The organism is Pseudomonas sp. PS02303 (assembly GCF_029959925.1).
Lineage (GTDB): Bacteria > Pseudomonadota > Gammaproteobacteria > Pseudomonadales > Pseudomonadaceae > Aquipseudomonas > Aquipseudomonas mandelii.
Genome location: NZ_JASCOM010000166.1, coordinates 1 through 13248 on the forward strand (window position 1 = coordinate 1; position 13248 = coordinate 13248).

General features: G+C 60.4%; 11 protein-coding genes and 1 pseudogene. 11 read left to right on the forward strand and 1 reads right to left on the reverse strand.

Translation table 11 applies throughout. The features are described 5' to 3' along the window. The first annotated feature begins 193 nt into the window (after positions 1 to 193). From QMX98_RS25295 to QMX98_RS25325, 7 genes are all read left to right on the forward strand, one after another. Complete coding sequence (locus tag QMX98_RS25295; protein WP_010460085.1) at positions 194 to 790, forward strand: paraquat-inducible protein A; 597 nt, start codon at positions 194 to 196, stop codon at positions 788 to 790. Then, complete coding sequence (locus tag QMX98_RS25300) at positions 787 to 1446, forward strand: paraquat-inducible protein A (RefSeq protein WP_102593783.1); 660 nt, start codon at positions 787 to 789, stop codon at positions 1444 to 1446. The genes QMX98_RS25295 and QMX98_RS25300 overlap by 4 nt, the downstream gene beginning before the upstream one ends. Further along, positions 1427 to 3082: an MlaD family protein gene (locus QMX98_RS25305; protein ID WP_282411539.1), complete on the forward strand. Its 1656-nt coding sequence runs from the start codon at positions 1427 to 1429 to the stop codon at positions 3080 to 3082. Before QMX98_RS25300 ends, QMX98_RS25305 begins: the two co-directional genes overlap by 20 nt. A 16-nt stretch (positions 3083 to 3098) precedes the next feature. Beyond that, on the forward strand, positions 3099 to 3659 hold the full coding sequence (locus QMX98_RS25310; RefSeq protein ID WP_169857780.1) for a PqiC family protein: 561 nt from the start codon (positions 3099 to 3101) through the stop codon (positions 3657 to 3659). 205 nt (positions 3660 to 3864) lie between these two features. Beyond that, positions 3865 to 4875: an iron ABC transporter substrate-binding protein gene (locus tag QMX98_RS25315; protein ID WP_282411540.1), complete on the forward strand. Its 1011-nt coding sequence runs from the start codon at positions 3865 to 3867 to the stop codon at positions 4873 to 4875. Between the two features lie 51 nt (positions 4876 to 4926). Next, the gene (locus QMX98_RS25320) at positions 4927 to 6477 is read left to right on the forward strand and encodes an iron ABC transporter permease (protein WP_282411543.1); all 1551 of its coding nucleotides are present in this window, start codon (positions 4927 to 4929) and stop codon (positions 6475 to 6477) included. Continuing rightward, positions 6474 to 7544 (forward strand): ABC transporter ATP-binding protein, encoded by a 1071-nt coding sequence (locus tag QMX98_RS25325; RefSeq protein WP_172790879.1) that lies wholly within the window; start codon positions 6474 to 6476, stop codon positions 7542 to 7544. Before QMX98_RS25320 ends, QMX98_RS25325 begins: the two co-directional genes overlap by 4 nt. 10 nt (positions 7545 to 7554) lie before the next feature. On the opposite strand, the gene QMX98_RS25330 is transcribed toward QMX98_RS25325, so the two are convergent. Continuing rightward, positions 7555 to 8445, reverse strand: coding sequence for a tyrosine-type recombinase/integrase (locus QMX98_RS25330; RefSeq protein ID WP_010460071.1), 891 nt, complete (start codon positions 8443 to 8445; stop codon positions 7555 to 7557). 402 nt (positions 8446 to 8847) lie between these two features. Between QMX98_RS25330 and arnB the strand changes: the two genes are divergently transcribed. The 4 genes and pseudogenes from arnB to QMX98_RS25350 form a co-directional block, all read left to right on the forward strand. Then, a complete protein-coding gene (arnB, locus tag QMX98_RS25335; protein ID WP_282411541.1) occupies positions 8848 to 9996 on the forward strand; it encodes a UDP-4-amino-4-deoxy-L-arabinose aminotransferase in 1149 nt (382 codons plus the stop codon). Further along, positions 9993 to 11012 carry an undecaprenyl-phosphate 4-deoxy-4-formamido-L-arabinose transferase gene (gene arnC / locus QMX98_RS25340; RefSeq protein WP_083376803.1) on the forward strand — a complete coding sequence of 340 codons (1020 nt, stop codon included), beginning with the start codon at positions 9993 to 9995 and terminating at the stop codon, positions 11010 to 11012. The genes arnB and arnC overlap by 4 nt, the downstream gene beginning before the upstream one ends. Then, on the forward strand, positions 11009 to 13015 hold the full coding sequence (gene arnA / locus QMX98_RS25345) for a bifunctional UDP-4-amino-4-deoxy-L-arabinose formyltransferase/UDP-glucuronic acid oxidase ArnA (RefSeq protein WP_282411542.1): 2007 nt from the start codon (positions 11009 to 11011) through the stop codon (positions 13013 to 13015). Before arnC ends, arnA begins: the two co-directional genes overlap by 4 nt. After that, positions 13012 to 13119 (forward strand): annotated as a pseudogene (locus tag QMX98_RS25350) (4-deoxy-4-formamido-L-arabinose-phosphoundecaprenol deformylase); the annotation flags it as partial. The gene arnA and the pseudogene QMX98_RS25350, both read left to right, overlap by 4 nt. Positions 13120 to 13248: the final 129 nt, after the last annotated feature.

Consider the following 13248-nt stretch of genomic DNA (forward strand, 5'->3'; position numbering starts at 1 on the left):
GGCTCACTCCCACAGGGGATTTTCGGCGGACACAGCATTTGTGAACGACGACGATCCCTGTGGGAGTGAGCCTGCTCGCGATAAACGATAACGCGGTCAATCAGTTGTTTAGGCCTTTCGATTTGCTCAATCGCAAGGCACTTCTATATTGAGGAGGTGCTCTGACTTTCCTGCGTCCTGGCGAGTGCGGCCAATGGCTACGACTGACCAACTGATCATCTGCGAGCACTGCGACTGCGTGTATGAAAAAGTCACGCTCGCCAAACATCAAAAAACCCTGTGCACGCGCTGCGGCGGTGTGCTCCAGCGCTATAACGGCCTGACGGTGGAACAACGCCTGGCGTTGACCTGGACGGCGTTGATGCTGTGGATTTTCGCCAATTTCTACCCGGTCATGAGCATCAGCCTCAAAGGCTTGAAAAACAGCGCAACCCTCTGGGACTCGGTGCTGGCCCTGAGCCTGGGGCCGATCACGTTCATTGCCATGGTGGCGGCGATCGCGATGATCATCGCGCCGATTTTCCAGCTGTTGCTGCTGATCTGGGTGCTGAGCTATGCCCTCGCCTCCCGGCGCTCGCCCGGTTTCAGCTTCTGCATGCGCTGGCTGGAAACCCTGCGGCCCTGGAGCATGCTCGAAGTCTGTCTGCTGGGGGCCATGGTTGCGGTGATCAAGCTCGCCGGGTTGCTGGATGTGCTGCCCGGCATTGGTCTGTTTGCCCTGGCTGTGCTCAGCCTGATGATGATCCGCATCGCCGGGCGCGATATCCGTGAGCTGTGGGACATTCTATGACAACGCCTCCGGTCGCCAGCGAACTCAACCTCTGCCTGTGCCACAGCTGCGGACTGGCCTGCGACATGACAGGTGAACCGCACGAATGCGAGCGCTGCGGCGCGCCGTTGCATCGGCGCAAAACCAACTCGCTGACCCGCACCTGGGCCTACCTGCTGACCTCATTGGTGTTTTACGTCCCGGCCAATCTGCTGCCGGTGATGAACACCAAGATGGTCGGCAACGGAGCTGACAGCACAATCATGGGCGGCGTGCTGGATTTCTGGCAGCACGGTGCCTGGGACATCGCCCTGATCATTTTTATCGCCAGCATCGCGGTGCCGGGCGTCAAGTTCGTCGCGTTAATGCTGCTGCTGATTACGGTGCATCGCAACAGCCTATGGGCGCGCAAGGAACGATCGACGTTATACCGCTTCGTCGAGCTCATCGGTTATTGGTCCATGCTCGACGTGATCGTGGTGGCCCTGGTGGCCTCACTGGTGAAGTTTCAAGCCCTGGCCGATATCGAACCGCGTCCGGGCATTCTGTTTTTCGGACTGGTGGTGGTGTTCACCATGCTGTCAGCGATGAGTTTCGACCCGCGTCTGATCTGGGATAACGAGCAGGATAAAAACTCACACACCGAGGAGGACATGGATGAAGTCGCAAGCCACTGACGGGCCGCAAGCCCCTGGCCAGGCCCCAATCAAGACTCGTCGTTTCAGCGTTTCGCTGGTCTGGATCGTGCCAATCGTCGCAGTACTGGTGGGCATTTCCCTGGTGGTCCACAGCATGATGCAGGAAGGCCCGACCATCACGGTCACGTTCAAGACCGGCAGCGGCCTGACTGCCAACAAGACCGAGGTCAAATACCGCAATGTGGTGATCGGGCAGGTCTCGGACGTGGAACTGAGCAGCGACCAGAAGAGTGTCAACGCTACGATCAAACTGGCCAAACAGGCGGAAAGCTTCACCCGTGAAGACTCACAGTTCTGGGTGGTGCGTCCGCGTATCGGTGCCGGCGGCGTGTCGGGCATCGATACCCTGTTCTCCGGTGACTACATCGGCGCGGATATCGGCCAGTCCAACACCCGCTCGAAACACTTCAAAGGCCAGGAAAACCCGCCAGCGATTACCTATGGCGAACCGGGCAAACGCTTTACCTTGCACACCCAGGACCTCGGATCGCTGGACATCGGCTCGCCGGTCTATTACCGGAAAATTCCGGTCGGCCAGGTGGTGGCCTATGCGCTGGACCCTGACGGCAACGGTGTGAACATCGACTTGTTCATTCACGCGCCCAACGATGCCTATGTCACCGAAAACACCCGGTTCTGGAACGCCAGCGGTATTGATGTCAGCGTCGGCGCCAATGGCTTCGCGGTGAAGACCGAGTCGTTGTCATCGCTGCTGGTGGGCGGCATCGCCTTCCGCGCGCCGGAGTACAGCCCCAACGATAAACCGGCGGCCGAAGAGTATGCCTATGAACTGTTCCCAGACCAGCAAACCGCCCTCGCCCCGCCCAGTGGCAAGGGCCAATACTTGAGCCTGCGTTTCGACCAGGCCCTGCGGGGCCTCAAAGTCGATGCACCGGTGGAATTCCTCGGCGTGGAGTTCGGCAAAGTGGTGTCGATCAATCTGGATTTCGATGCGAAAAAGCGCAGCTTCCCGGTCAACGTTGGCATCGTGATCTACCCGCAGCGCCTGGGTTCGGCCCATACCAAAATGCTCAAGGCGCTCAATCATGATCCCAATGATGAAGCCGCAGGCGTGCGCTTGATGGGTTCCTTTATCGAGAACGGTCTGCGCGCCCAGGCGCGCAGCGGCAATCTGCTGACCGGCCAGCTGTACATCTCACTGGATTTCTACCCCAAGGCTGAGAAAGTCGCGTTCGATCCAAGCGCCCGTCCGGTCAGTATTCCGACCATTCCCGGCAGCCTCGAACAGTTGCAGGAAAAACTCGAAGGCATGGTCAACAAGATCAACCAACTGCCGATCGAGCGAATTGCCGGCAATCTGGACAGTAACCTCGTCGAACTGCGCAAAGGCCTCGCCCAATTCAACGCCAAGACGCTGCCGGGCGTGCAAACCACCCTGGCCGACGTCAGCAAGACCCTGCAATCGGCCAGTTCGACGCTCGCCGAAGACTCACCGCAGCGCGAACAACTGACCCAGACCCTGGACGAACTCGGACGCATGTCGCGCTCCTTGCGGGAGCTCTCGGATTACCTGGGACGGCATCCGGAATCGCTGATTCGCGGCCGCCCCAACAACGCCGCACCGATGGATCTGCAGGCGCCACCGCGCAACTGACCACAGGAGCAACACCATGGCTTTTTCGCTGAAGATCACCTTGGTCACCGCGCTGTTACTGCTCACCGCTTGCCGCAGTGATCCGATTCAGTTTCACACCCTGATTCCGGCGCAATTGGGTAATCAATCCAGAGGCGCTACCTCGGAGATCGAGATTGAAAGCATCAGCGTGCCGCCCCAGGTCGATCGTCCGCAGATCGTGATCCGCCAGGGCAACAGCGGCCTGGCGATACTCGAAACCGAATGGTGGGCCGCGAGCCTGGTGGATGAATTGCGCAGCGCCATGGTTGACCAACTGCTCAACAGCCACTCACAACGCAAAATGTCACTGCGCCTGGATGTGCAGCGCTTCGACTCGATTCCAGGGCAATACGCGCTGATCGATGTCAAATGGCGCCTGCGCAGCCTTGGCGACAGTGATAACACGCTGATTACTTGCCGCAGCACGTTGCAGTCACCTTCCGGTCCCAGCATTGATGAATTGGTGGTGGCCCATCAGAACAACGTCAAGCGTCTGGCCGCTGCGATCAATCAGGCGGCCGGCGGAACTTCGAAAGGCTGCCCATCGAGCCAGTGACCACACCGTTTGATTCAGACCCATCGGGCAAGGGGCCGAGGTGCTGCTAATCTGAATGTAAATGACATGTATTAACGGTTTCTTTGACGTTTTTTTCTCATTTTGAGCTCTACATTCCCTGCGATTCAAACATGCAAATGGTTCGCATTGATTGATCCGCGAATGGACGTGCATGCCTTCCAAAAGAACAGGAGCTGCCGACAGAATGTTCACCCCTACCCCTTCCTTCCTCAAAGCGGCCTTGCTGGCCACCGCCCTGCTCGGCGCCACACAGGTGTTTGCAGCGGATGACGGCATTGTGGTCTACAACGCGCAGCACGAAAGCCTGACCAAAGCCTGGGTCGAGGGCTTCACCAAGGAAACCGGCATCAAGGTCACCGTGCGCAATGGTGACGATACCGAGATGGGCAATCAGATCGTGCAGGAAGGCGCCGCGTCCCCGGCCGATGTGTTCCTGACCGAGAACTCCCCGGCGATGGTGCTGGTGGACAACGCCGGCCTGTTTGCGCCGGTTGCCCCGACGACGCTGGAGCAAGTCGAGGCGGCTTATCGTCCTGCCCATGGCAAATGGGTCGGGATTGCCGCGCGCTCAACCGTGTTTGTCTATAACCCTGCGAAACTGCCCGAGGCCGACTTGCCGAAATCACTGATGGACCTCGCGGGTCCGGCGTGGAAAGGTCGTTGGGGCGCTTCTCCGGCCGGTGCTGACTTCCAGGCAATCGTCGCTGCAGTGCTGGAACTCAAGGGTGAAGCCGCAACGCTGGAATGGCTCAAAGGGATGAAAAACAACGTTACGGCCTATCGCGGCAACAGCGCCGTGCTCAAGGCGGTGAATGCCGGGCAGATCGACAGCGGCGTGATCTATCACTATTACAGCTTCGGCGATCAAGCCAAGACCGGCGAAAACAGCAACAACACGGCCCTGCACTACTTCAAGCACAAGGACCCGGGGGCCTTTGTCAGCGTCTCGGGGGGCGGCGTATTGGCGTCCAGCAAGCACAAGGAACAAGCCCAGGCGTTGCTAAAATGGATCACCGGCAAGGACGGCCAGGACATCCTCAAGACTGGCAAGTCGTTCGAATACGCCGTGGGCAAAAACGCCCCATCCAATCCGAAACTGGTGCCTTTGTCGCAACTCGACGCCCCGATGGTCGATGCGTCGAAACTCGACAGCAAAAAAGCCGTGGACCTGATGACTCAGGCGGGGCTGCTCTAATTGATCCCTGAATCCCTGCCAACCGGTATCCCCGCGGCGATACCCGTCAACCTGCGACGACGCGCCCGTGGCGTCTTCGCCGGTCGCGGTGGCGCCTGGGTAATCGGTTTGTCGGTGCTGGTGTCGTTGCTGGCACTGATGCCGATTGCCTTCGTCATCGGCGTGTCGATACAAACCGGCTGGGCAACGCTGGTGCCGCTGGTGTTCCGGCCTCGGGTCGGCGAGTTACTGATCAACACCGTGTTGCTAGTGGTGATCACGATTCCGTTGTGCATCAGCCTGGGCCTGGCCCTGGCCTGGTTGACGGAGCGCACCAACCTGCCCGGGCGACGTGGCTGGTCGTTGCTGGCGATCGCGCCGCTGGCGGTGCCGGCCTTCGTGCACAGCTATGCCTGGGTCAGCCTGGTACCACCGATTCACGGCCTGTTTGCCGGGGTTCTGGTCTCGGTGATCGCCTACTTCCCGTTCCTGTACTTGCCGATTGCAGCGACGTTGCGCCGGCTCGACCCGGCGATCGAAGACGTGGCCGAATCCCTGGGGCTCAAGCCCTGGGCGATCTTCTTTCGTGTGGTGTTGCCGCAACTGCGCCTGGCCATCTGTGGCGGTGCGTTGCTCGTGGGCCTGCACCTGCTGGCCGAATATGGCCTGTACGCGATGATCCGCTTCGACACCTTCACCACGGCGATCTTCGATCAGTTCAAATCCACCTTCAACGGCCCCGCTGCCCATATGCTGGCCAGCGTGCTCGCCCTGTGTTGCCTGGTGATGCTGACCGCCGAGTCGGCCGCTCGCGGTACGGCGCGTTACGCCCGGGTCGGTTCCGGCAGCGCGCGTGAACAACGGGTGGTGCGCCTGGACGCTCAAGCCACGGTGCTGGGGTTGATGCTGCAAATCACCACCTGCGCCCTGGCCTTGGGTGTGCCGCTGATCACCTTGGGCAAATGGCTGATCGCGGGCGGCACGCAAGTCTGGGACTTGGCAGAGCTTGTGCCGGCGCTGGAACAAACCCTGCTGCTGGGGATTTGCGGCGCAGTCCTGACCACCTGCGCCGCCATCCCGATCGCCTGGCTGTCGATTCGCTCGCCGGGTCGGCTGCAGCGGTTGCTGGAAAGCTGCAACTACATCACCAGTTCATTGCCCGGGATCGTCGTGGCCCTGGCGTTGGTGACTATCACCATCCATTTCGCCCGACCGATCTACCAGACCACGATCACCGTCCTGTTGGCGTATCTGCTGATGTTTTTGCCCCGCGCCCTGGTGAGTTTGCGTGCGGGCATCGCGCAGGCACCGGTCGAACTGGAAAACATGGCGCGCAGCCTCGGCCGCTCGCCTGCGCGGGCACTGTGGCTGATCACTCTGCGCCTGGCCGCGCCCGGTGCCGCCGCCGGTGCCGCGCTGGTGTTTCTGGCGATCACCAATGAGCTGACCGCGACCCTGCTGCTCGCCCCCAACGGCACGCGCACCCTGGCCACCGGTTTCTGGGCCATGACCAGCGAAATCGACTATGCCGCCGCGGCCCCCTACGCCCTGCTGATGATTGTGCTGTCGCTTCCGTTGACCGCAATTCTTTATTACCAATCCAAACGAACGGCTGGACGATGAACGCTCTGGAACTGCACGCGATCTGCAAATATTACGGTTCTCAGCGAGCGCTGGAGAACGTCAGCCTGTCGGTGCCAAAAGGCAGCCGGACAGTCATCGTTGGCCCCTCGGGTTCCGGCAAAACCACGTTGCTGCGGATGATCGCCGGTTTCGAATTCCCGGACACGGGCAGTATTTCGCTCGACGGCCAGACACTCGTCGACGACACCCATGAAGTCCCGGCGCATCAGCGCTTGATCGGCTATGTCCCCCAGGACGGCGCGCTGTTCCCGCACATGACGGTGGCCGCCAATATCGGTTTCGGGCTGTCGACCAAAGGCGAGGCGAAGCACCAGCGAATCGCTGAGTTGATGGACAGCGTGGCCCTCGACTCGAGCATGGCCCAACGTTGGCCCCATGAGCTTTCCGGCGGTCAGCAACAGCGAGTGGCGCTGGCGCGTGCGTTGGCGCAGCAACCACGGCTGATGTTGCTGGATGAGCCGTTTTCGGCCCTTGATACCGGCCTGCGGGGCGAAATGCGCAAAATGGTCGCGCGATTGCTGTCCGACGCCGGCGTCACCACCATCCTGGTCACCCATGACCAGAGCGAAGCCTTGTCGTTCGCCGATCAGTTAGCGGTAATGCGTGACGGCCGGCTGGTGCAGTCGGGCCATCCGCTGGACCTTTACCGCTATCCCGACGACGAACAAACTGCGCTGTTTCTTGGAGATGCCGTGGTCATGCCCGCCAGGATCGAGGCCGGGTGGGCCCATTGCGATCTGGGCCGTATTCCGGTTAACAACCACCGTAATAACAATGCGGCGCAGATCATGCTGCGCCCCGAGCAGCTGCAACTGGTCAGCATCCAGCCCAGCCCGACCGAAGTCGCCGGGTGCCGCGCCGTGGTGACCGAGCGGGATTTCAGCGGCAACACCTGCACCTTGACCGTGGAGTTGCAGCCTGCCGTCGCCGGCGACCCGCACGGTCGATCACTGATGGTGCGCAGCTCTGGCCTGTACGCGCCGCCCGCTGGCAGCGAGGTTCACGTATCAACCATCGGCCATGCCCATGTGCTGAGTGAACCCTGAATCCACGCCATCACAGATCAAAGCGATCCACCGCCCGACGCCGCTCGTTGTCGTCGCGCACATCGTAGTTGGCCGTCGTCTGGATATTGCTGTGATGAGCGAGTTTTTGCGCGATCGACAGGTCATGCTCTTCGATCACCCGGGTGATGAACGAGCGCCGGAAATCATGCGGCATGATCTTTACCCCGACCTGCGCACCGCGCTGCCGGGCGATGTAATAGATCGCGTGCTTGGTGATGCGCTCGCGGGTGATGTGGCTGCCGCGACGGATGCGGTTGAACAGGAACGGGTCGTCAACCTCGCCTTCCTTGAGGTGCGAACGGCGCAGTTCCAGCCAGGCCTGCAGTTTTTCAAAGGCCCAAGCCGGGGCGTATTTGATCAACTGCTTGTTGCCCTTGGCGGTGACCCGCAAGCTGCGCTCGCTGAAATCCACCTGTGACAGGTCCAGGTTCACCGACTCGGATTTGCGCATTCCCGAACCGTACAAAATCCCGATGATGGCGGCGTCTCTCAAGCCTTGAGGACGCGGGTCGGCGGCACACACCGCCATCATCTCCTGAATCAGCGAGCGCCTGAGGTTGCGCCCCTGGGACAGACGCGTGCCGGCAATCCCTTTCACCGAGCGCATTTTCAGCAAGTGTTCCTGACTGATCAGGCTCATGCGCCACGCTTCGTTCATCACCCCGCGTACCGCATTGACGTACAGCGACGAGGTATTCGGTGCGTAGCCGTCTTCGCGCAATGCCGCGACCAGCGCAATCACATTGTCGGGTTGGAGCTGATGCCAGGGAATCTCCTCGACGTTCATGTCTTCGAAACCCAAACGGTCGGCCGCATCCTGCAAAACGTAGCGCATGGTCAACTGACTGGAGGGCGCCAGTCGGGCCAGGTAGACAGTCATCGGGTTGGTCTTCGAAGCAACAGAGTGGGTATTAACTAAGTCAATCAAACGAAACGGCCTTGAGTGGAAACAATTCAGTAAATACAACTAAGGATTGAAACATTGTTCATATAAAGGGGAACACTTCCGCAGGACTTCTCTTCTAAAAATCGCGATAAACGGCAGAAGTCTGAACAGTGGCTGTATGACTTTCAGATAAACGATTCGAAGACCGGTTTTTCATGTTCCTTTCACAAAATCGGGCATAACCTTCAATCAACCCGACGAGCCCTTGTGGGTCGTCACGCTGCCGGTCGCGGCCCGGAAAGTCAATTGATGGCTTCCTGCTCCGGTAGTCAACCCCTTGAAAACACGCTTCTTTCGGCGATTTTGCTGAAGGAAGCCGTTCGCCCGGAGATTCTTATGAATGAGGCGTTTCTCCCCTTCTCCCGCCCGACTATCGGCGATGAGGAAATCGCAGCCGTAGAGCAAGTATTGCGCTCCGGCTGGATCACTACCGGGCCGAAAACCCAGCAACTGGAAGAGCAATTTGCCCACTATGTCGGCTGCCGTCATGCCGTTGCACTTTCTTCGGCCACTGGTGGTATGCATATCACGTTACTGGCATTGGGCATTGGTCCGGGCGATGAAGTCATTACGCCGTCGCAGACCTGGGTGTCCACGGCCAACATGATTTGCCTGTTGGGTGCCAAACCGGTCTTTGTCGACGTTGACCGCGACACGCTCATGTGTGACCTGGCCAGCATCGAGGCGTCGATCACGCCGCGCACCCGGGCAATCATTCCGGTGCATTACGCCGGTGCCGCCTTCGACCTTGATCCACTTTACGCATTGGCCGACAAACACGGCATCCCAGTCATCGAAGACGCCGCCCATGCAGCAGGCACCTTCTATAAAGGTCGACATGTCGGCGCGAAAGGCACGGCGATCTTCTCGTTCCACGCGATCAAGAACATGACCTGCGCCGAGGGCGCGATGTTCGTCAGCGACGACACCGCGTTGGCCAACCGGGTACGCATGCTCAAGTTTCATGGGCTGGGCGTTGATGCCTACGATCGGCTGACCCACGGTCGCAGACCTCAGGCACAAGTGATGGAGCCGGGTTTCAAATACAACCTGGCCGACATCAATGCCGCCATCGCCCTGGTGCAGCTGGAGCGTCTGGGTGCGATCAACGCCAAGCGCACCGAGCTGGCGCGCACCTACCTGCAACGCCTCGAAGGTTTACCGGTGCAACCGCTGGCCATCCCGACGTATCCGCAGCGGCACGCGTGGCACCTGTTCGTCCTGCGCATCGACGCCGAGCGCTGCGGACTGGATCGCGATGCCTTCATGAGGGCCTTGCAGGAACAGAACATCGGCACCGGCATTCACTTCATCGCCACGCACCTGCACACCTGGTACCGCCAGCGTTTCCCTGACCTTCACCTGCCCAACACCGAATGGAACTCGGAGCGCCTGTGCTCGATTCCGTTGTTCCCCGACATGACCACCGATGACGTCAATCGTGTCGTCGACGCCATCGAAAACACACTGGAAAAAAGCCTGTGAAACCGTATCCGATCCGTTGCGTGTCGATCGTCATCCCGGTCTACAACGAACAGGACAGCCTGCCCGAGCTGCTCAGGCGGACCGAAGCGGCCTGCCGTTTGTTGCGCCATGACTATGAAATCGTGCTGGTCGATGACGGCAGCCGCGACAACTCCGCACAAATCCTCGAGGAGGCCGCCAATCGAGAGTGCAGCCCGGTGGTGGCGGTCATTCTCAACCGCAACTACGGCCAGCACGCGGCAATCATGGCCGGTTTCGAGCAGTGCAAAGGCGATGTGGTGATCACCCTCGACGCCGACCTGCAAAACCCGCCGGAAGAAATCCCTCGCCTGGTGGCGCAGGCCGAGCTGGGCTATGACGTGGTTGCCACGGTACGCAACAACCGCCAGGACTCCGCGCTGCGCCGCTGGCCGTCGAAGCTGATCAACCTGGCCGTACAGCGCTCGACCGGTGTGGCCATGAGCGATTACGGCTGCATGCTGCGCGCCTACCGCCGCAGCATCGTCGACGCGATGCTCGCCTGCCGCGAACGCAGCACCTTCATTCCGATCCTGGCCAACAGCTTTGCCCGGCACACCACGGAGATCCTGGTGACCCACGCCGAACGTGAACACGGCGAATCCAAATACAGCCCCATGCGCCTGGTCAACCTGATGTTCGACCTGATCACCTGCATGACCACCACGCCGCTGCGGTTGCTGAGCATCGTCGGTTTCGCCATGGCCGGACTCGGCTTGCTGTTCGCCACGGCGTTGATCGTCCTGCGCCTGGTGTTCGGCGCCGAATGGGCCGGCGACGGCACATTCGTGTTGTTCGCCGTGCTGTTTGTGTTCACCGGCGGGCAGTTCATCGGCATGGGCCTGTTGGGCGAATACCTGGGCCGCATGTACAGCGACGTCCGCGCCCGCCCCCGATTCTTCGTCGAGAAAGTCCTGCGTAGCCAACCCGCCACGCCAGCACCCGTTGTCACCGTCGACGGCCTCACTAACACTTCTTCCGATCAGGTTCTCTCATGAGCGCAAAAGCTGTTGTCTTCGCCTATCACGATATCGGCTGTGCCGGCATCGAAACCCTGCTCGACTCAGGCTTCGAGATCGCCGCGGTGTTTACCCACGCCGATGATCCGAAGGAAAACGCGTTTTACGCCTCCGTGGCGCAACTGTGTGCGCGCAAGGGCATCCCGGTTCATGCCCCGGAAGATGCCAACCATCCGTTGTGGATCGAGCGCATCAGCAAGCTGAAACCCGATTACCTGTTCTCGTTCTACTACCGCCAGCTGCTGAGCGAACCGCTGTTGGCCACGGCACGCAAAGGTGCGTTCAACCTGCACGGTTCGTTGTTGCCACGCTACCGGGGACGGGCACCGGCCAACTGGGTGCTGGTCAACGGTGAAAGTGAAACCGGCGTGACCCTTCACCGTATGGTCAAGCGCGCCGACGCCGGCGCAATCATCGCCCAGCAACGGGTGGCCATTGAACGCAGCGACACGGCGTTGAGCCTGCACGGCAAATTGCGTGTGGCCGCCATCGACCTGCTGCGCGATGCCTTGCCGGCGTTGCGTCAAGGCACCGTCAGCGAAACCCCGCAGGATGAATCCAAAGCCACGGTGTTCGGACGTCGCACCCCGGCCGACGGCAAGCTTGTGTGGAAGCGCCCCGCCGAAGAACTGTTCAACCTGGTCCGCGCCGTCACCCAGCCGTACCCAGGCGCGTTCTGTGCCGTTGGCGAACACAAGCTGATCGTCTGGAGCGCAGAAGTTGCCAAGGGCAACGCAGGCCAGGCACCGGGCCGGGTCATCAGCGTCGATCCGCTGCGCATTGCCTGTGGCGAAGACTCTTTGGTCATCACCTCCGGCCAGCGTAACGACAACGGCTTGTACCTGAGCGGTCCGCAACTGGCCAGCGAACTGGGGCTGGTCGACGGTTCCGTGTTGCGTGGCGCCGAGTCCGGCCGCGCGCCACGCCGCACTCGGGTGCTGATACTGGGCGTCAACGGCTTCATCGGCAATCACCTGTCCGAGCGGCTTTTGCGCGACGACCGATACGAGGTGTACGGCCTCGATATTGGCTCCGATGCCATTGACCGCTTGCGCAGCCATCCGCGTTTTCACTTCGTCGAAGGCGACATCAGCATTCACTCCGAGTGGATCGAATACCACATCAAGAAGTGCGACGTGATCCTGCCGCTGGTGGCGATAGCCACGCCAATCGAATACACCCGCAACCCGCTGCGGGTGTTCGAACTGGACTTCGAAGAGAACCTGAAACTGGTGCGTTACTGCGTCAAATACAACAAGCGCGTGATCTTCCCGTCGACCTCCGAAGTGTATGGCATGTGCCAGGACCAGAACTTCGACGAAGACAGCTCCAACCTTGTCGTCGGCCCGATCAACAAGCAACGCTGGATCTACTCGATCTCCAAGCAGTTGCTCGACCGGGTGATCTGGGCCTACGGCCAGAAAGGCCTGAACTTCACCCTGTTCCGTCCTTTCAACTGGATGGGCCCACGCCTCGACCGACTGGACTCGGCGCGGATCGGCAGCTCCCGGGCCATCACCCAACTGATCCTGAACCTGGTGGAAGGCACGCCGATTCGCCTGTTCGACGGCGGCGAGCAGAAACGCTGCTTTACTGACATTGCCGACGGCGTCGAAGCGCTGGCACGGATCATCGACAACGAGAACGATGCCTGCAATGGCCAGATCATCAACATCGGCAACCCGGACAACGAGGCCAGCATTCGTCAGTTGGGCGAAGAACTGTTGCGTCAATTCGAAGCGCACCCGTTGCGCGACAACTTCCCGCCGTTCGCCGGTTTCCGCGACGTGGAAAGCAAGGCGTTCTACGGCACCGGCTACCAGGACGTATCCCACCGCAAACCGAGCATCGCCAACGCCAAGCGCCTGCTGGACTGGACGCCGACGGTGGAGATGAGCGAGACCATCGGCAACACCCTGGATTTCTTCCTGCGCGAGGCCATGCTCGAAATTGCCGAGCACTCCAAAGAAGAATCATGCTGATGCGGGCAGGCCTTCGAATCGATGTCGACACTTACCGGGGCACCCGTGAGGGGGTGCCGCGACTGCTGGAAATCCTCGATGAAGCGCAGGTCAAGGCGACGTTTTTGGGGATGTAAGCCGGAACCCCAGAAATTTCCGTCACCCTAGTTGGGTGGGCTCAACACTCGTGTCACCAGCTACCTTCTGGAGAATCGAGCTCGGCCATCCCTCCCTGGACGGGCATCGCTCGACGA